This window comes from Acidovorax sp. Root219 (assembly GCF_001428665.1).
Lineage (GTDB): Bacteria > Pseudomonadota > Gammaproteobacteria > Burkholderiales > Burkholderiaceae_C > Acidovorax.
Genome location: NZ_LMIJ01000048.1, coordinates 84150 through 102848 on the forward strand (window position 1 = coordinate 84150; position 18699 = coordinate 102848).

Here is an 18699-nt window from a genome sequence, read left to right on the forward strand (position 1 = left end):
GCCCAATGTTCAGTGAGCAATGGTCAAGTTGCCAGCGCCGTGCAGGCCTCAGGCCGCCTCCGCCTCCTGCAGATGCCGCCACATCACCTTGCCGCTGCCGCTCTTGGGCAAGGCATTCACGAACTGCACGATGCGCGGCACCTTGTACACCGCCATGTTCTCGCGGCACCAGTCGATGATCTGCTGCTCGGTCGTGTCCTGGTGCGAGGGGCGCAGCACCACCACCGCCTTGACGGTCTCGCCCCGGTAGGCGTCGCGTGCCGAGATGATGCAGGCCTCCTGGATGGCCGGGTGGCGGAACATCAGCGCCTCCACCTCGGCCGGCCAGACCTTGAAGCCGCTGGCATTGATCATGCGTTTGAGGCGGTCGGTGAGGAAGAAGTAGCCCTCCTCGTCCATGCGCCCCAGGTCGCCCGAGCGGAAGAAGCGCTTGCCCTCGAACTCGACGAAGGCGCTGGCCGTGGCGTCGGGCCGCTTCCAGTAGCCCTCGAACACCTCGGGGCCATGCATGATGATCTCGCCCTGCTCGCCCACGGCCACCTCCTGCAGCGTGTCGGGGTCTACCACGCGCGCATCGGTGCCCATGAAGGGGATGCCCAGGCACTGTTGCTTGGGGTGGTCGGGCGGGTTCGAATGCGATGGCGCGGCCGTCTCCGTCAGGCCATAGCCTTCGGTATAGCGCAGGCCATATTGCTCCAGCAGGCGCTGGGCCACGGCCTGCGGCATGGCCGCCCCGCCGCCGCCGATGTAGACCAGGCTGGAGAGGTCATAGCTGGCGAAGTTGGGGCTGTTGAGCAGGTCGATGACCATGGTCGGGATGTTGGTCCAGTTGGTCACCTTGTAGCGCGAGATCAGGCGCCCGGCCAGGTCCCGGTCCCAGCGGGGCATGACCACGATGGTAGCCGCGCAGTAGATGGAGGTGTGCAGCACGCTCACCATGCCGGTGATGTGGAACATGGGCACCACCGACAGGGTGACGTTGTCCGCCGAGCCAGAACCCCACAGCGCGCTGGCCACGGCGTTGTGCATGATGCTCTTGTGCAGGTGCATGCAGCCCTTGGGCAGGCCCGTGGTGCCGCTGGTGTAGGGCAGCAGCGCCAGGTCAGCGGGGCCCACCACCAGCGCAGGTGGCGCATCGCTGCAGGCCAGCGCCTCGGCAAAGGCGTGCACTGTGCCACCGTCGAGCGCAGGCAGCGCATGCTGCGTGCACAGCCACTCCTTCCATGCGTCGGGCGGGGCGTCGGCCCCCTGCACGTCGGCATCGAAGGCATCGGTGAAGTGCGTCACCACCAGGTGCGCCAGGCGCTCATTCGGTGCCAGGGCGTTGCTGGCCTTGGCCAGCTCGGGCGCCAGGTCGGCCGTAGTGAACGCCACCTTGGTATCGGGGTCGGTGATGTAGTGCTTGAGCTCCTCGGCCCGGTTCATGGGGTTGACCGGCACCACCACGGCATTGGCGCGCAGGATGGCGAAATGCGCCATCACCAGTTGCGGGCAGTTCTGCATGCACAGCACCACGCGGTCGCCGCGCTGCACACCCAGTTGCGCCAGCCGCGCGGCCAGCCGCTCGGCGCCCTCCACCAGGGCCCGATAGCTCAGCTGGCGGCCAAAGAACACCAGCGCCGTCTTGTCGGGGTAGCGCTGTGCGCTGATGGCCAGGTTGTCCCACAGCGACGTGGCGGGCAAGGTGATCGAATGGGGCAGCCGGCGGGGCCAGAAAGCGTAGTGGGGGCGTGTGGACATGGATGGAATGGGGAGAATGGTTTCTTTCCTTCAACGCCAGAGCCTAGGGGCCAGCCCCATCCGTGGCATTGGGGATGCCACTTAGGCGGGGTCGCGCAGGTGACGGCGCCGTCGACCATTTCCCTTGCCGAAGCCACTCCATGCGCCGACGCGGCTGCGGCAGGGAAATGCCTTCCGAGCTAGGCCGGCATTCCTTCAATGGCCCGAACAGATATCGTGACATTGTGTTTTTCGTCACAGCGCAGCGGTCGCCTCGGTGATAAATTCTGTTTCGTGCTTGCAAATGCACGGGATATGCCCTTGCACCTGCAACCGTGGCCCGAAGGCAACCCCGCCGGGGCGGTGTGCCACTTCGGCGAGGCATTGTCCAAGGGCACTGGGCAGCCAGTTGCCACCATCCAACCGCCGAGACATTCGACACCACCATGGCCACCGTTTCCGACCTCCAGAACATCCGCTTCTCGGGCAACTACAAGGCCGATTCCCTGCTGGAAAACCCAGCCCCGTGGAATTTCATCCCCGATGGCCGCAAGGTGCTGTACTACACCTTCGACGTGAGCACGGGCAGCGTGGCCGATCGGGATTCGAGCACCACCCTGACCTCATTCAATTCCTCACAGATGCAGGCAGCGCGCCAGATCATGGCGTATTCCAGCCAGGTCACGGGCATCACCTTCACCGAAGTGGGCAGTTCGTCCCAGGCAGACATCCACTTCGCGGCGACCAACCTGCAGGGCCGCACGACGGCGGGGCTGAACTCCTCGTTCTACAACTACAGCTTCACGGGGCCCGAACAGACGCTGACGTCGCTCAATGCCGAATCGGTGGTCTACCTGGATAACGTGGAGTTCGCGAGCATCAACAACACCCCCACGGCCGGCGGCCTGGGCTATGAGGTGCTGCTGCACGAGGTGGGCCATGCATTGGGTCTGGCGCACCCATTCGACTCCCCCCGCCCCCTGCCCACGGCCGAGGACAATACCAACAACACGGTGATGTCGTACACCGATGCTGGCCAGTACAAGACCACCTTCCAGGCCTATGACCTGTTGGCGCTGGACTGGATCTACGGCCGGGACGGCCTGGGCGGCACCTACGGGTTCAACTCGACCAGTGGCCCCACGCTGACCTTCCCCACGACGCCGACCACGCCCACGACACCCACCACCCCAACGACCCCGACCACACCCACGACGCCAACGGGCACAGCCGGTGCAGACACGTTCACCAGCACCAATGCCAATGAGACGTTCAACGGCCTGGGCGGCCTGGACACCCTGGTTGCCCGGGGCAACCGCGGCGACTACTCGCTGCAGCCCAAGAACGGTGGCGGCTGGACGCTGGGCGACGGGGTCCCCAGCCGCGACGGGGTGGATACCCTGCTGCAGATCGAGCGGGTCAAGTTCACGGATGGTTTTGTGGCGCTGGACCTGGACGGCGCTGCAGGCACGGCCGCACGCATGGTCGGTGCGCTGCTCGGCCCTGCCGGCCTGAACAACCGCAGCGTGGTCGGCATCGTGCTCAAGGCGGTGGACGCCGGCTCGACCCCCTTGCAGGTCGCGCAATTTGGCATCAGTACACTGCTGGGGGCCTCGGCCACGCCAGAGCAGGTGGTGAACCTGCTTTACGCCAATCTGGTGGGCGTCGCGGCCGATGCCAATACGGTCCAGTCGCTGGCGGCCGTCATCAAGTCGGGCGCCTACACCAATGCATCGTTCGCAGTGGCTGCGGCCAACCTGGACCTGAATGCCGCGCACATCAACCTGGTCGGGCTCAGCAGCCAGGGGCTGGAATACATCTGAAGCAGCTCGGCCCGGCCCGGTTCAGGCAGAACCGGGCCGTGACCGACGGGCCACCCCGTCATTGGCACTGCGCCAGGCGCGACAGCGAGGACAGATGGTCCAGACGCTGCAGCGGCGGGTTGGCCTGGGCCTGGTAGGCATAGACGCTGGGCTGGTCAGGCGTGGGCACGGCGGTGTCGGCACCGACGCAGATCGCCCCCTGGGCATAGCAGCGCACATGGAAAGCCGAGGCGGTGGACGTCATGGTCGGGGCGGTCAGCAGCTGTGGAAAGGTTTTTTCCGCCCAGTCGAGCACACAGTCCAGCGGCTGCGAGACGCCTGTGCCACCCAACCCGCGCAGAACATAAGGTGCATTCGGCATGAAAACGTTCAGTTGGGATCCGCGCGACCCTGGGCCCGACGGCACAAAGCGCACCAGCGCCGAGCAAACCGCCCCCGGCTGGAGCAAGGTGTTGCTGCAGCCATCCGATTCCGGGGGGATGGTGAAGTCGCTTGCAATGACCATTGCGCAACCGATCCCGGTACAGAGCGGTGACACGGCTGCGATGCTTGAGATCACCTTGCCCAATTGCACGGGAGATGGGCCGCGGTTGGCCACCCGCAGGGTTTGCGTGGCGGATGAATGCACAGCAACCTTGCCAAACTGGAAGTCCCCCACGGGTTCGATGATCTCCACCTGGGCATGGGCCGGCAGGCACGCCAGGCAGATCGCGCCCAGAGCAGCCAGAGAATTGCGGGAAAACAGGGTCCGTGTCACGTTGGTTCCTTGTGAGTGGGAATCGATGGAAGCGCCCGGTATGAGAACGTGTTGACGCTCGAAGCGTGGGCACAAGTATTCATGGCCATGCAAATTACCCGCGAACCTTTCGACGCACCCCACCCCGATGGGATGGGGTGTTGCAGGCAGCCCGCAGGCTGCGTTGACCGGGTGCCGGGCGGGTTCTAGATTGGCGGCCTTCCGTTTTTGTTTTCATCGCCATGCCCACCCCCTTCCGACCCGACCGCCACGCCCTTGCGCGCCTGCACCGCATGGCCAGCCTGGAGGCGGGTGGCATGCAGCTCATCGAGCCATTGCTGCAGGAGCTGCGCCGGGTGGTGGGCTTTGACTTCGGCTGCATGCTGTACCCCGGCAGCGATGGCGAGCTGATGAACTATGCGCAGGAGCCCATGCAGTCGGTGGCGCGGGATTACTTCGATGCACGCATCCTGCGCAGCGAGCGCCAGGTGCTGGTGCGCAGCCCACGCGATTTCGGCGAGGTGGTGCGCCACGAGCATGGCCCCAGGCTGATGCGCGAGCAGATGGCGGTGCCTCTCACAGAGCTGCTGCGCAGTGACTATTACGACGCGGTGATGCGGCCCACCGGCGCCAAGGACTACATGAGCCTGGTGCTGCGCACCGCGCAGGGTGTGGGCCTGGCTGTGATCCACCTTTTCCGCGATGCCTCGGCCCCGGACTTTACGCCGCAGGACGCGGCCCTGCTGGCCCGACTGGAGGCCCATCTGGCGCGTGCGCTGCAGCAGGGCGAACGCGATGCACAGGGCAGCGAGGTGCACAGCCAGGGGGTGCTGGTCGCCACGCCGCAGGGGCGGCTGATGTGGATCTCGCCCGAGGCCGAGGCGCTGATGCCCCTGGCTTTTGGCTGGCACTGGCGCCGAGGCGCCCAACTGCCCCCCGCGCTGCAGGAACTGCTGCGGCGGCTCACCGCACAGCAGCCCGGCGAGATGGCCCTGCCCGCGATGGAGCTGTTCACGGCGCAGGGCTGGTTCTCGCTGCGCGCCACACACCTGACCCCAGCACCCCAGGAGCGGCAAGACCGCCACGCGGTGGCCCTGCACATCACGCGGCGCGTGGCGCGCGGGGTGCGGCTGCTGTCGGCACTGCAGACGCTGGGCCTGCCGCAGCGCCAGCACGAGCTGGCCTGGTGGCTGGCGCGGGGCCTGCCCGAATCACAGATCGCCCAGCGCATGGGCATCAGCCTCAACACGGCCGTGTACCACCGCCGCCAGCTCTACAACCGGCTGGGTGTGATGGGGCGCGACGAGTTGCTGGCGCAGATTGGCAGGAAAACGTGAATTCATTCACGAATGCGTGCCAAATAACTCCGCCCACAAAAAAGCCCCCGGTGCCAGACAGCAACGGGGGCTTTTGTATTGCAGGCAGTGCGCAGCCCCTCCTGGGCCGGCATCCGCTTGATGGCCGGGTCATTCCTCGTGAGTTGCGCAGGCTAGCGGCCTGTGGCCCTGCGCACCCCACCCCCGGCAGATAGGGTGTTGCAGGGCGGTGCACCGGGGTATTGACCCAACGCGGCACGGCTCCTAGATTCGGGTTCTCATCCCCACCACCGCTCCACCGGATCGCACAACATGCCCTCGCCCAGCTCCACCGGGCAAGCCATTGCACGCTTGCACCACATGACCCGCATGGAGGTGAGCGGGCCATCCATGATCGGGCCGCTGCTGCAGGCGCTGCACGGGGTGATCGGCTTTGACTCCAGCGCGTACATGCACCCCGCAGACACGGGCGACCTGGCGGTGCACATGGAAGTGCCGACCGTCCAGGCAGTGGTGGCCGACTACTTTGATCCGCGCATCCTGCGCAGCGAGCGCCAGGTACTGGTGCGCAGTTCGCGCGACTTTGACGAGGCAGTGCGGTACGAGCAAGGGCCCCAGTTGCTCGGGCAATTGGTGCGGGTGCCCATGCCCGAGTTGGAGCGCAGCGATTTCTACAACGTGGTGATGCGGCCCATGGGGGCCACAGACTGTATGAGCCTGGTGCTGCGCACGCCGCGAGGGCAAGGAATAGGTGCGCTCAAGTTCTACCGCGAAGCGGGGTCGCCAGCTTTCGGGCCCGATGAGGTTGCGGCGCTCTCGCGGCTGGAGCCCTGCCTGGCGCACATCCTGCAGGATGATGCCCAAGCCAGCGCCAACGACAGCGAGGCGCACAGCCAGGGCATGCTCATCACCACACCCCAGGGGCGGCTGCTGTGGCTGTCGCCCGAGGCCGAGGCCCTGCTGCCCCTGGCCTTCGGCTGGCGCTGGCGGCGTGGTGCGGGGCTGCCCCAGGAATTGCAGGAACTGCTGCAACACATGCGCGCACAGCAACCCATAGGGCTGCCCACCAGGGAGGTGCGCACCGTGCATGGCGATTTTTCGGTGCGCGCCACTCCCATGAAGGCGGCCACCGGCATGGGCCAGGCCGTCGGGATTCACATCATGCAGCGCGTCCCGCGCGAGGCGCGCCTGCAAGCGTTTCTGCAGACCCAGAGTCTTTCGCAGCGCCAGCAGGAACTCGCGTACTGGCTCGCGCTCGACCTGCCGGAGTCGCAGATCGCCGTGCGCATGCACATCAGCGCCAACACCGTGGTCTACCACCGCCGCCAGCTCTACAACAGCCTGGGCCTGCAGGACCGGGGAGAATTGATGAGATGGCTGTCAGCGCAAGGCAGTGGCTGGCCCACGGAGTCAGCCCCGGCAGCGCTGCAGCAGGGCAACGCAGGCCAGCAAGCCTGTGGGTAGGGGCTGGGCTGAATTCCCAATGTGGGAACAAAAAGCAAAAAGCGCTACAGCCTTGAGAGCTGTAGCGCCTTGCGTATCCTGGTGGGACGTGCGGGGGTCGAACCCACGACAAACGGATTAAAAGTCCGCTGCTCTACCAACTGAGCTAACGTCCCATCATTGCAACTGCCGCATGCCCATCGCTGAACCTTGGCTGCTGCAAAGCCTAAGATTATAGCTTGATTTTTAGGGGTTTCAGCGGACCTTGGGCCAGACGGTCGATCACCCAGCCCGCCGCGCACTGGCCGAAGGTCGCCGTCACAGCCACCACCGAGCCGTAGCCGTGGCAGTTGAGCGAGCCGTCGCCGCCCTCGATGGCGCACGAGGCGTCGGGCTGCGCCACGGCTTCGCGGCTGAAGACGCAGGTAATGCCGATCTTGCGGCCCTCGCGCGGGGCGCCATGGTGCTTGCGCAACTGGTAGCGCAACTGGGCAAGCAGCGGGTCGTGCGTGGTGGCCGACAGGTCGTCGATGTCCACCTTGTGCGCCTGGCGCTTGCCGCCGGCCGCGCCCACACTGATGAACGCCTGGCCCGTGGCGCGGGCCCACACGGCCATGGCGGTCTTGGCCTTGATCTGGTCGCAGGCATCGATCACCGCATCCACCGGGTCGCTGCCCAGCAACTGGGGCCAGTTGCCAGGCTCCACGAACTCGTCAATGCAGCGCACGTCGCATTCGGGGTTGATCAGCGCGATGCGATCGCGCATGGCTTCGATCTTGGCCTGCCCCACCGTGGTGGACAGGGCGTGGATCTGGCGGTTGATGTTGGACTCGGAGACATGGTCCAGGTCCACCAGCGTGAGGCGCGAGACCCCGCTGCGGGCCAGCGCTTCAGCAGACCAGGAGCCCACGCCGCCGATGCCCACCACCACCACATGCGAGGCGCGAATGCGCCTGGCACCCTCCACCCCATACAGGCGCTCAAGGCCGCCAAAGCGCCGCTGCGTAACCTCGTCGGTCGCATCATCGGCAAAAGGAACCATGGGCACGGGAGCGGTTTCGCTCCCGACCAGCAGTTCCTTGACCTCGGGCGTTGGGACCGCAGTGCTCACTTCATCCGCGCCAGGCGTTCCTTGGCGGCCATGGCTGCTTCGGACTGGGGATAGGCCCGGGCCAGATCTTCCAGCGTCTTGCGCGCGGCCTTGGCATCCTTCAATTCCACCTGGCAGTTGGCAATCGACAGGGCCGCCTCCGGCGCACGCGCATGCGTGGGCGCCTCGGCCAGCAGGGCCTTGAAGTTGTTGATGGCTTCCTTGTAGTCGCGCGCGGCGTACTGGCCATTGCCCAGCCAGAAGCGGGCCGACGGCACATAGCCGCTGCGCGGGTACTGGCGGATCAGGTTGCCGAAGGCCTGGTTGGACTCGGGAAACTTGCCGGCGCGGAAGATGGCCAGCGCGGCTTCGAAGTCCTTCTTCTCGGCGGCGTCGGCCTGGAACTCCAGGCCATCCACCGTGACCTTGATGGGCTCGAACTGGCGCAGGCGCTCGTCCACCCCTTGGGCGATGTCCTTCTGGCGGCGCTGCAGCTCGGACACTTCGCGTGTCAACTGCTCGTTCTGGCCCTGCAGGCGGGCGTTCTCGCTGCGCAGAGTCTCGATCTGGGTCTGCAGCTCCAGCAGGCCGCGGCGCAACTGGGCGGTGTCCTCATTGGCACGGCGCAGTTCGTCGGCTGTGCGCTGCTGGGCTTGCTGCATGGCGTCCACGCGCTGGCGCACTTCGAGGATGGCGCGGCGCGCCTCCCCGTCCTCGAAGATGGCTGCGTGCGCACCTGGCAGCGCCACACAGGCCAGCGCAAAGCCTGCGGCCACGGACCGCAGGGGTTGGGAAAGGCTGAATCCGGGCATCAACGGTACGACAGCTCGGCGCGGCGGTTCTGCGCGTGCGCGTCTTCACTGTTGCCAGGGGCGGCAGGCTTTTCCTTGCCGAAGCTCACGGCTTCGACCTGGGAATCCGGCACGCCCAGAAGGCCCAGCGAACGGCGCACGGCTTCGGCGCGCTTCTGGCCCAGGGCCAGGTTGTACTCGCGGCCACCGCGGTCATCGGTGTGGCCTTCAATCATGACCTTGCGGCCGGAGTTGGCCTTGATGAAGCGCGAATGGGCTTCGAGCAGCGACTGGAACTCGGACTTGATGACGTAGCTGTCGTAGTCGAAGTAGACGATGCGTGCCACGCCCACAGGGCCTTGCGCATTGGCGCCAGAGCCGGTCAGGTCCAGGGGGGCGACGGTGCTCTGGCCGGTGTTGCCCGTGTTGGCACCGCCTGGGTTGGTACCCATGGTCGAGCTGGCGCCCTTGTCTTCCACCGGCACATCGTCGAGCTTCACGCCAGAGCTGCAGCCGGCCACGAGGGCGGTGACAGTAAGGGCAAGGGTAAAACGCTTGAGTTTGCTGCTGATCATCCAAAATTCTCCTGGAAACTAGATTGTGAAAAGTGCTGAAAAGTTCATTGCTTCTGGAACGGGCCCCAATCGGGCTCGCGGATGTCTCCAGGCTGGCCAGCCAGGCGTGCCTTGATTTTTCCGTCCAACGTGGTGGTCATGAGCGCCTCGCGGCCCTGCTGCTGCGTGGCATACACGATGAGGCGGCTGTTGGGCGCAAAGCTGGGGTTCTCGTCGGCCGAGGTATCGGTGATGGCGGTGACGGTGCCTGAGGCCAAGTCCATCACGTGCAGTTTGAAGGCCCCGCCCACGCGGGAAATGTAGGCCAACCACTTGCCATCGGGGCTGATGCTGGGCGAGATGTTGTAGGACCCCGTGAAGGTCACGCGTTCGGCACTGCCGCCGCCCGAGGGCACGCGGTAGACCTGGGGCGCACCGCCCCGGTCGCTCACGAAGTAGATGCTGCGGCCGTCGGCAGAGAACATGGGTTCAGTGTCGATGCCGGGGCTTTGCATCAGGCGCTTGGGCTCGCCGCCATTGGCGTCGATCAGGTACAGCTGCGAGCCGCCATCGCGGCTCAGCGTCACGGCCAGATTGCGGCCGTCGGGTGACCAGGCCGGCGCGCTGTTGGAGCCGCGAAAGTTGGCCACCAGCCGGCGCTGGGCCGAGGCGACCTGGTGGACATACACCACGGGCTTGCGCGACTCGAACGACACGTAAGCGATCTGCCCGCCCGAGGGCGACCAGGCCGGCGAGATGATGGGCTCAGGGCTCGACAGGGCCGATTGCGCATTTTCGCCATCGGCATCGGCCACCCACAGGCTGTAGCGGCTACCGGTCTTGGTGACGTAGACGATGCGGGTGGAGAAGACCCCCCGCTCGCCCGTGAGCTTTTCGTAGACGAAGTCGGCAATGCGGTGCGCCACCAGCCGCAGGTCGGCCTGTGACACGGCGAAGCTCTGGCCGCCCAGGTCCTGGCCCTTGACCACGTCCCACAGCCGAAAGCGCACATCGTAGCGGCCGTCAGGTGTGCGCGTCACGCTGCCGGTCACCAGCGAATCGGCCGTCTTCTGACGCCACAGGGCCACATCGGGGCGCGAGGTCTCGTCGAGCACCACGCCCGCAGTGTCCACCGCGCGGAACTGGCCGCTGCGCTCCAGATCGGCCTGCACGATGGCGCCGATCTTCTGCGGGGCCTGCGCTTCGCCACGGAAGGGGGCGATGGCAATCGGCAGTTGGGTCAGGCCCACGCCCGTGACTTCCACGCGGAACTGCGCGAGGGCGGGCAAGGAGGCAGTGGAGGCAAGCGCGGCCAGAACCTGGCGGCGCATGGGACGCGGCAGGGCCGCTTGGAGGGAGGTGTTGGAGTTGGTGTTGTGATCTGTGGTCATTGGCAGCCGCAGTAGCCGAACAAATGCCGGTTGGCAGCGCCAATGTTACACACTGGAGAAGATGCGCTGTGACAAACTGTGCAGGGGCTCATGGTCAATCGCCGCACTGCAGCACGAACATGCGCGAGAGATGCCCTCTCGCGTGCCAGGGGACATCACGCAGGGGCGCCTTAGAATCCGCTGCACATGCAAGCCACTGATCCGAGCGCCACGGGCCCCGCTGCGCCGCCCGCCCCCCCTGCCCCCACCCTCACCGCCCGCCTGGCGCGGCTTTCCGTGTATTTCGGCAACCAGCGGCTGGCCTGGGGCCTGGCCATCGCGGCGACCCTGGTGGGTGCCGCCACGGAGCCGCTGATCCCCGCGCTGCTGCAGCCCCTGCTGGACCGCGGCTTCACCCAGGGCAACCTGCCGCTGTGGGCAGTGCCCCTGGCCATCATGGGGGTGTTCCTGGTGCGCGGCCTGGCGCAATTCGTGGGCCAGTACGCGCTGGCGCGCATCGCCAACGAAGGCATGCTGCTGCTGCGCCGTGCGCTGTTCGACCGCGTGCTGGCGGCCGAGATGGGGCTGTTCTCGCGCCAGTCCGCCAGCGCGCTGTCCAACACCGTGGTCTACGAGGTGCAGACAGGGGCCACGCTGCTGGTGCAGGCCCTGCTGGGCCTATCGCGCGACGGCTTCACGCTGCTGGCGCTGCTGGGCTACCTGCTGTACCTGAACTGGCAGCTCACGCTGATCGTGGCCGTGGTGGTGCCCGGCGTCGCGTGGATCATGAAGACCCTGTCCAAGCGCCTGTACACCCTGACCAAGAGCAGCCAGCAGGCCACCGATGAGCTGGCCTATGTGGTCGAAGAGAACGTGCTGGCCCACCGCATGGTGCGCCTGCACGGCGCGCAAGAGGGCCAATCGAAGCGCTTCGCAGGCCTGAGCCAGAGCCTGCGCGGCCTGGCCATCAAGTCCACCATCGCCTCGGCCGCGATGACGCCACTCACGCAGCTGCTGGCCGCCGCCGCGCTGTCGGTGGTGATCTGCATTGCGCTGTGGCAAAGCCGCGGCACGCTGAACGCCAAGGACGTGACCGTGGGCGGCTTCGTCTCGTTCATCACCGCCATGCTGATGCTGATCGCCCCCATCCGCCGCCTGGCGGACGTGGCCAACCCCATTACGCGCGGCGTGGCGGCGCTGGAGCGCGGCCTGGCCCTGCTGGGCGACACAGGGGCAGAGCAAGGGGGCAGCTACCGCACGGAGCGGGCCCAGGGCGCGCTGGAGCTGCGCGATGTGTCCGTATCGTTCGGCCCCGACAACGCGCCGGCCCTGGACGGCGTAAGCCTCAGCGTGGCACCCGGCGAGATCGTGGCGCTGGTCGGCCCCTCGGGTGCGGGCAAGACCACGCTGGTGAACCTGCTGCCGCGCTTTATCGCCACCTCGTCGGGCGCCGTGCTGCTCGATGGCCACCCCGTGCAGGAATGGGACCTCGCCGCGCTTCGCACCCAGATCGCCATGGTCAGCCAAGACGTGGTGATGTTCAACGACACCATTGCCGCCAACGTGGCGCTGGGCCATGCGGTGGACGATGGCAAGGTGCTGGCCTGCCTGGCCGCCGCCAACCTGGCGGACCACGTGGCATCGCTCGCGCAGGGCATCCACACCGTGGTGGGGCACAACGCCACCCAGCTCTCGGGCGGGCAACGCCAGCGCCTGGCGATTGCACGCGCGCTCTACAAGGACGCGCCCATCCTCATCCTGGACGAGGCCACCTCGGCGCTGGACACGGAATCCGAACGCCTGGTTCAGGACGCGCTGAACCGGCTGATGCAGGGGCGCACCACGCTGGTGATCGCCCACCGCCTGTCCACCATCGAGCATGCGGACCGCGTGGTGGTGATGGAGCAGGGCCGCATCGCCGAGCAAGGCACGCACGCCCAACTCGTGGCCGCAGGCGGCCTGTATGCGCGCTTGCAGAGCCGGCCTGCCACGGCCGCAAGGCCCACCTTAGCCGAAGCGCCAGCGGCGGACTGACGACCGACGGCCGGCCCTGGCTTCAGGCCAGAGGCCGTGTCCTGCGCATCACCACTTGCCCGCGTTGGGCTGGCGGCGGCGGATGGCCGTGGCGATCTTCTCGGCCGCTTCGGTGCGGCTCACGCGCATCGCGAAGTCCACGGCCGTCAGGCCCAGCTGGTTCTTGAGCGTGGGGTCGGCCCCCTCGTTGAGCAGCAGTTGCACGGCATCGTTGGAGCCGTACTGCGCGGCCATCATCAGCGGCGTGGTGCCGTTGGGCGACGTCGCGTCGATGTAGGCATGATTCTCCAGCAGCATGCCGATGATGCGCACGTGCTCCTGCTTGATGCCCGAGGCGGCATAGTGCAGCGGCGCCCAGCCTTCCTTGTTCACATCGGCATCGCGCGCCATGAGGGCCTTGACGGCGTCGACGTTGCCCTTGAGCGCGGCCATCATCAACGGGCTTTCGTCCTGCTGGTTGCGGGTCTCCACCTTCAGGCGCCGGTTGGCGATGAGGGCGGCAAACACCTTGAGCGACTCGGCCTGGATCGCCAGTGTCAGCCCCACCTGCCCCTTCGGGTCGCGGATGTTGGGGTCGAACCCGCGGCGCAGCAGGTTGTTGACGGTGTCGGCGTCGTCGCGCTCCACGGCAGAAAAGAAGTCCTCGTAGGCACCCGCCCAGGCGGTAGCGGCACCGGTGGCCAGTGCCAGGGCGCCCAACAGCGCCGTGCGGCGGCGCAGCGTGTGGCTCGTCATGCGTTCACTCCCTTGAACAAGGTCTCGAAATTGCGGCTGGTGGCCTCGGCCACTTCCTCCACGGCAATGCCGCGGGTTTGCGCCACCTGCCTGGCCACATGGGGCACATAGGCAGGGCTATTGGTCTTGCCCCGGTAGGGCACGGGGGCCAGGTAGGGGCTGTCGGTCTCGATCAGCATGCGGTCCAGTGGCACGAAGGCCACCACGTCGCGCAGCTCCTGCGCCGTCTTGAAGGTGATGATGCCCGAGAAGGAAATGTAGTACCCGAGGTCCAGCGCCGCCCGCGCCACCTGCATGGACTCGGTGAAGCAGTGGAACACGCCGCCCGCCAGGTTGCCCGCGCCGTCCTCGCCCTCTTCCTTGAGGATGGCCAGCGTGTCGTCCGACGCGCTGCGGGTGTGGATCACCAGCGGCTTGGCGCAGCCGCGCGCGGCGCGGATGTGGGTGCGAAAGCGCTCGCGCTGCCACTCCAGGTCGGCAATGCTGCGCCCGCCCTTGCGGTCTTCCATGCCGTAGTAGTCGAGGCCCGTCTCGCCGATGGCCACCACGCGCGGCAGGGCGGCGCGGTCGAGCAGGTCCTGCACCGAGGGCTCGGTCACGCCCTCATTGTCGGGATGCACGCCCACCGTGCTCCAGAAGTTGCTGTGCACCAGCGCCAAGGCATGCACATCGCCGAACTCCTCCATGGTGGTGCAGATGCACAGGGCCCGGTCCACCGAGGCCTCGGCCATGGCCTGGCGGATGGCCGGGAGCTGGTCAACCAGGCCGGGATAGGTGAGGTGGCAATGCGAATCAACGAACATGTGGTTTCAAAATGGAAAAAGCCGACCAGCCTGCGCGGGTCGGCATAGGGTGCGACAAGCTCTCAGATCGTCTGGGTGGGACGGTCCGAACCCAGCGAAGTTCCCAGCAGCTCCTCGATCTTGAGCTTGAGCTGGCGCGACTTCTCGTCCTTGGGGAACTGGATGCCCACGCCCTGCGTGCGGTTGCCGGCAGCACGGGCGGGGGTCACCCAGGCCACGCGGCCGGCCACGGGGTAGCGCTGGGTGTCGTCGGGCAAGGTCAGCAGCACATACACATCGTCGCCGAGCTTGTAGTCACGCTGGGTGGGCACAAAAATGCCCCCTTCGACGAAAAAGGGAATGTAGGCCGCATACAGAGCCGCCTTTTCCTTGATGGCCAGCTGCATGACGCTGGGGCGGGGGGCGGTGGATGGACTGCTCATGGTGGGTTGGACGGCTTCAGTGCCTGGAGTGTAGGGTGTTTCGCGCCTGGGCGACAAGCGCCTCCAGCATGAGGCCGGCATTGAAGGGGTGGTCGGCCGTGCGCGCCGCCTTGGCCAGCGCCTTGGACCAGCGCGTCAACGGGCCCGGCGGCGGTGGCTTGGGCAGGTCGGCCGGGGCAAAGTAGCGCGGCGCGGCACCCACGCTGGCGGCCAGCAGGTCATGGCAGAGCTTTTGCAGCGCGTCGATCACCTGTGCGGGCGACCAGTCACCCAGCGCCGTGGCATCACCGCGTGCCACGGCCTGCGGCAGCAGGGCCCAGGCCTGCGGGCTGCGGCCCGAGCGGGCCAGGGCCAGCGCATCGTCGGGCCGCCCGCCTGCGGCACGCAGAAAGGCCGGCGCCGCATCGGCGGCAATGCCCTGCCCCTTGAGCCAGGCCAGCATCTCGGCCTCGGCCGGCCAGACCATGGTGTGGCCGAGGCAGCGGCTGCGGATGGTGGGCAGCAACTGGTGCGCGGCCTCGCTGGCCAGCACGAAACGCACGTCGCCCGGCGGCTCCTCCAGCGTCTTGAGCAGGGCGTTGGCCGTGATGTGGTTCATCTGCTCGGCGGGGTACACCAGCACCGCCTTGCCACGCCCGCGCGCCGAGGTGCGCTGCGAGAACTCCACCGCATCGCGCATGGCCTCCACGCGGATCTCGCGGCTGGCCTTGCGCTTCTTGTCGTCGATGTCGGCCTGCGCCTTCTCCGACAGCGGCCAGCCCAGGGCCATCATCTGCACCTCGGGCATCAGCACGCACAGGTCGGCATGCGTGCGCACCTCGATGGCATGGCAGCTGCCGCACTGGCCGCAGGCGCCATCGGCCGTGGGCCGGTCGCACAGCCAGGCACGCACCATCTCCAGGCCCAGGGCGTACTGGCCCAGGCCCGAGGGGCCCTGCAGCAGCCAGGCATGGCCGCGCTGGCCGAGCAAGGTGCTGCGCTGCGCGGCGATCCAGGGTGCCAGCGGGGTGGTGGTGGCGTCGCTCATGCCAGGTCCTTCGGCGTGGGCACCATGATGGACAGCCAGCCCTTGCGCACGAACACGCTGGTCAGCTGCTGCCAGACACGGTGGCGGTCCAGCGCGGCATCAAGCCGGGCAAAGCGCGCGGGCTCCACGACGGCCCGGTCGGCATAGCCCTGTGCCACGCGGCGAAAGAACTCCACGGGCTGCGCCTCGAAGCGGTCGGGCACGCGGGCGCCGGCCAGGCGCTCGGCCGCCACCTCGGGCGCCAGATCAAACCAGACGGTCAGGTCCGGGTTGCGCAAGGTGCCAGCGCCGGCCCCTGGCACGAGACCGCCCTGGGCCATGCGCTCCAGCGTGGACAGGGTCATGAGGTCGAAGCCCCGCCCCGCCCCCTGGTAGGCAAAGGTGGCATCGGTGAAGCGGTCGCACAGCACCACATCGCCCCGGGCAAGGGCCGGTTCGATCACATTGCACAGGTGGTCGCGGCGGGCGGCAAAGATCAGCAGCGACTCGGTCAGCGGGTCCATGGCGTCGTTCAGCACCATCTCGCGCAGCTTTTCGGCCAGCGGCGTGCCGCCGGGCTCGCGGCTCACCGTCACCGTGCGGCCTTGCGAGCGGAATGCCGAGGCCAGCCCTTCGATGTGCGAGGACTTGCCGGCACCGTCGATGCCTTCAAAGGTGATGAAGAGGCCGGGTCGTGACATGAAAACCTTTGTCCAGAGTATGCAGGCGGGAGAGCATGGCGCGCTGAGGCAGCCTACTGCTGCCCGCGCTGGTAGCGGTTGACGGCACGGTTGTGCTCGTCCAGCGAGGCGCTGAAGTGGCTGGTGCCGTCGCCCTTGGCCACGAAGTACAGCGCCTTGGTGCGCTCGGGCTGCACGGCGGCCAGCAGCGAGGCCTTGCCGGGCATGGCAATCGGGGTCGGGGGCAGGCCGCCTCGGGTGTAGGTGTTCCAGGGCGTATCGGCCAGCAGGTCGCGCCGGCGCAGGTTGCCATCGAACTTCTCGCCCAGGCCGTAGATCACCGTGGGGTCGGTCTGCAGCAGCATGCCGGTGCGCAGGCGATTCACGAACACGCCGGCGATCTGTGCGCGGTCGCTGGCGCGGCCGGTTTCCTTCTCGACGATGCTGGCCAGGACCAGCGCTTCGTCGGCCGACTTGAGCGGGGTGTCGGCCGAGCGCTGGCTCCAGGCCGCTTCGAGCTTGCGGTCCATGGCGTGCAGGGCGCGGCGCAGCACCGCCAGGTCGCTCGATCCCTTGGCGTAGGTGTAGGTGTCGGGGAAGAAGCGGCCCTCGGGCGCCACGCCGGGGCGGCCCAGCTGCGCCATCAGCGCCTCGTCGGTCAGGCCCTTGGAGTCGGGCTTGATCTGGTCGTCATTGGCCAGGGCCTGGCGCACCTGGCGGAAGTTCCAGCCCTCCACCAGCGTCAGCGCGCGCAGCGCCTCCTCGCCACGCACCAGCTTGGCCAGCAGGCTGCGCGGCGTGGTACCGAGCGGGATCTCGTAGTTGCCGGCCTTGATCATGCGGTCCTGCCCCGAAAATCGGAACCAGGCATAGAGCAGTTGCGCATCGGTGCGCACACCGGCGGCCACCACGTCGCGGGCCACGCCGCGAGGCGTGGTGCCGGGCTCGATGGCCAGCTCCAGCGGCTCGTTGCCAACCATGGGCAGGGGCTGGTGCAGCCACCAGAAGGCGGCTCCACCTGCGGCGATCACGATCACCAAGAGAAAAACCAGTAAGCGTCGCACAACCCTGCTGCCTGTAGATAAAGGGAGCGGGCATCATAATTCAGCCATGACCCAGCTTCCCCTGAATGGCATTGCCCCTCTGTCGCACCTTGGCGTGATCCGCGTGGAAGGCGAAGACGCCGCCAAGTTCCTCCACGGCCAGCTCACGCAGGACTATGCCCTGCTGGGCTTGGGCGAGGCGCGGCTGTCGGCTTTTCTCTCGGCCAAGGGCCGCATGCAGGCCAGCATGATCGGCTTCAAGCGCAGCCCGACCGAGGTGCTGCTACTGATCAGCCAGGACCTGCTGGCCACCACGCTCAAGCGCCTGTCGATGTTCGTGATGCGCGCCAAGGCCAAACTGACCGATGCGTCCGCGGACTTCGCCCTGTATGGCCTGGCGGGCGACACCGTCGTCGCCGTGGCCGGCAGCACGGCCCCGGCCTGGACCAAGGCAGACTTTGGCTCCGCCAGCGTGATCCACCTCTACCCTGCTGCCGGTCAGCCGCGCGCCCTGTGGGTGGCGCCCTCCTCCGAACCCGCTCCGGCAGGTCCTGCGCTCGACCCTGCCCTGTGGCAGTGGAGCGAGGTGCAAAGCGGCGTACCTACCTTGACCCAGCCGTTGTTCGAGGCGTTCGTGCCGCAGATGCTCAATTACGAGTCGGTCGGAGGCGTGAACTTCAAGAAGGGCTGCTACCCCGGCCAGGAGGTGGTGGCGCGCAGCCAGTTCCGCGGCACGCTCAAGCGGCGGGGGTACATCGCGCATGCCGGCAGTGCGGTGGCGGTGGGGGCGGAGGTGTTTGCGGCTAGTGATCTGGAGCAACCTTGCGGGACGGTGGTGCAGGTGGCTGCTGCACCTGGTGGGGGTTTTGACCTGATTCTCTCGATGCAGATTTCTGCGGCTGACAGTCCACTGCAGGTGGGTGCTCCGGAAGGGGTGGCGCTCACACTGCAGCCGTTGCCTTACGCTTTGCTTGACGATATCTGATCAGTTTGTAGGGAGGCATGCCGCATGCCTTGCTTGAGTGCGGAGGCCGGGTCTCGGCCCGGCGGCCGAGGCACTTGTTCTTTGCTTCGCCAAAGAGGGTGTAGAAGAAATCTATTTCAACCGCCCCAACAACATCCGAGCCTGCGCAA

17 protein-coding genes and 1 tRNA gene are annotated in these 18699 nt (G+C 67.1%); 5 read left to right on the forward strand and 13 right to left on the reverse strand.

The features are described 5' to 3' along the window. Positions 1-48 precede the first annotated feature (48 nt). Positions 49-1740 (reverse strand): long-chain fatty acid--CoA ligase, encoded by a 1692-nt coding sequence (locus ASE28_RS30990; RefSeq protein ID WP_057206058.1) that lies wholly within the window; start codon positions 1738-1740, stop codon positions 49-51. A 425-nt stretch (positions 1741-2165) separates the two neighbouring features. On the opposite strand from ASE28_RS30990, the gene ASE28_RS30995 reads away from it, so the two are divergent. Next, on the forward strand, positions 2166-3542 hold the full coding sequence (locus tag ASE28_RS30995; protein WP_057269808.1) for a matrixin family metalloprotease: 1377 nt from the start codon (positions 2166-2168) through the stop codon (positions 3540-3542). A gap of 58 nt (positions 3543-3600) precedes the next feature. Here ASE28_RS30995 and ASE28_RS31000 read toward each other — a convergent pair whose 3' ends face one another. Continuing rightward, a complete protein-coding gene (locus tag ASE28_RS31000; protein WP_235516254.1) occupies positions 3601-4218 on the reverse strand; it encodes a hypothetical protein in 618 nt (205 codons plus the stop codon). Between the two features lie 302 nt (positions 4219-4520). Between ASE28_RS31000 and ASE28_RS31005 the strand changes: the two genes are divergently transcribed. Both ASE28_RS31005 and ASE28_RS31010 read left to right on the forward strand, forming a co-directional pair. Beyond that, positions 4521-5615, forward strand: coding sequence for a helix-turn-helix transcriptional regulator (locus ASE28_RS31005; protein ID WP_057269810.1), 1095 nt, complete (start codon positions 4521-4523; stop codon positions 5613-5615). 291 nt (positions 5616-5906) lie between these two features. Continuing rightward, positions 5907-7058, forward strand: a complete 1152-nt coding sequence (locus tag ASE28_RS31010) for a helix-turn-helix transcriptional regulator (RefSeq protein WP_082608328.1) — start codon at positions 5907-5909, stop codon at positions 7056-7058. 79 nt (positions 7059-7137) lie between these two features. Here ASE28_RS31010 and ASE28_RS31015 read toward each other — a convergent pair. The 5 genes from ASE28_RS31015 to tolB all read right to left on the reverse strand — a co-directional run bounded on the left by ASE28_RS31015 (position 7138) and on the right by tolB (position 10863). Continuing rightward, a tRNA-Lys gene (locus ASE28_RS31015) sits at positions 7138-7213 on the reverse strand. A gap of 56 nt (positions 7214-7269) precedes the next feature. Beyond that, complete coding sequence (locus ASE28_RS31020; protein ID WP_057269823.1) at positions 7270-8079, reverse strand: ThiF family adenylyltransferase; 810 nt, start codon at positions 8077-8079, stop codon at positions 7270-7272. 65 nt (positions 8080-8144) lie between these two features. Then, entirely contained in the window at positions 8145-8939 is a 795-nt protein-coding gene (ybgF, locus tag ASE28_RS31025) for a tol-pal system protein YbgF (protein WP_082604401.1), read from the reverse strand. Next, on the reverse strand, positions 8939-9493 hold the full coding sequence (gene pal, locus ASE28_RS31030) for a peptidoglycan-associated lipoprotein Pal (protein ID WP_057206050.1): 555 nt from the start codon (positions 9491-9493) through the stop codon (positions 8939-8941). Before pal ends, ybgF begins: the two co-directional genes overlap by 1 nt. A 44-nt stretch (positions 9494-9537) precedes the next feature. Continuing rightward, positions 9538-10863: a Tol-Pal system beta propeller repeat protein TolB gene (tolB, locus tag ASE28_RS31035; protein WP_057269811.1), complete on the reverse strand. Its 1326-nt coding sequence runs from the start codon at positions 10861-10863 to the stop codon at positions 9538-9540. Between the two features lie 186 nt (positions 10864-11049). Between tolB and msbA the strand changes: the two genes are divergently transcribed. Then, a complete protein-coding gene (gene msbA, locus ASE28_RS31040) occupies positions 11050-12876 on the forward strand; it encodes a lipid A export permease/ATP-binding protein MsbA (RefSeq protein ID WP_057206046.1) in 1827 nt (608 codons plus the stop codon). A gap of 48 nt (positions 12877-12924) precedes the next feature. Here msbA and ASE28_RS31045 read toward each other — a convergent pair whose 3' ends face one another. From ASE28_RS31045 to mltG, 6 genes are all read right to left on the reverse strand, one after another. Beyond that, entirely contained in the window at positions 12925-13611 is a 687-nt protein-coding gene (locus tag ASE28_RS31045) for an ankyrin repeat domain-containing protein (RefSeq protein WP_057206045.1), read from the reverse strand. Then, positions 13608-14414, reverse strand: a complete 807-nt coding sequence (locus tag ASE28_RS31050) for a TatD family hydrolase (protein ID WP_057269812.1) — start codon at positions 14412-14414, stop codon at positions 13608-13610. The genes ASE28_RS31045 and ASE28_RS31050 overlap by 4 nt, the downstream gene beginning before the upstream one ends. Before the next feature lie 62 nt (positions 14415-14476). After that, complete coding sequence (locus ASE28_RS31055) at positions 14477-14836, reverse strand: PilZ domain-containing protein (RefSeq protein ID WP_057206042.1); 360 nt, start codon at positions 14834-14836, stop codon at positions 14477-14479. Between the two features lie 16 nt (positions 14837-14852). Further along, the gene (locus tag ASE28_RS31060) at positions 14853-15863 is read right to left on the reverse strand and encodes a DNA polymerase (RefSeq protein ID WP_057269813.1); all 1011 of its coding nucleotides are present in this window, start codon (positions 15861-15863) and stop codon (positions 14853-14855) included. Beyond that, complete coding sequence (gene tmk / locus ASE28_RS31065; RefSeq protein ID WP_057206038.1) at positions 15860-16543, reverse strand: dTMP kinase; 684 nt, start codon at positions 16541-16543, stop codon at positions 15860-15862. Before tmk ends, ASE28_RS31060 begins: the two co-directional genes overlap by 4 nt. Positions 16544-16596: 53 nt before the next feature. Next, positions 16597-17586 carry an endolytic transglycosylase MltG gene (gene mltG / locus ASE28_RS31070; protein ID WP_057206036.1) on the reverse strand — a complete coding sequence of 330 codons (990 nt, stop codon included), beginning with the start codon at positions 17584-17586 and terminating at the stop codon, positions 16597-16599. 46 nt (positions 17587-17632) lie between these two features. On the opposite strand from mltG, the gene ASE28_RS31075 reads away from it, so the two are divergent. Further along, on the forward strand, positions 17633-18550 hold the full coding sequence (locus tag ASE28_RS31075; protein WP_057206034.1) for a folate-binding protein YgfZ: 918 nt from the start codon (positions 17633-17635) through the stop codon (positions 18548-18550). Positions 18551-18699: the final 149 nt, after the last annotated feature.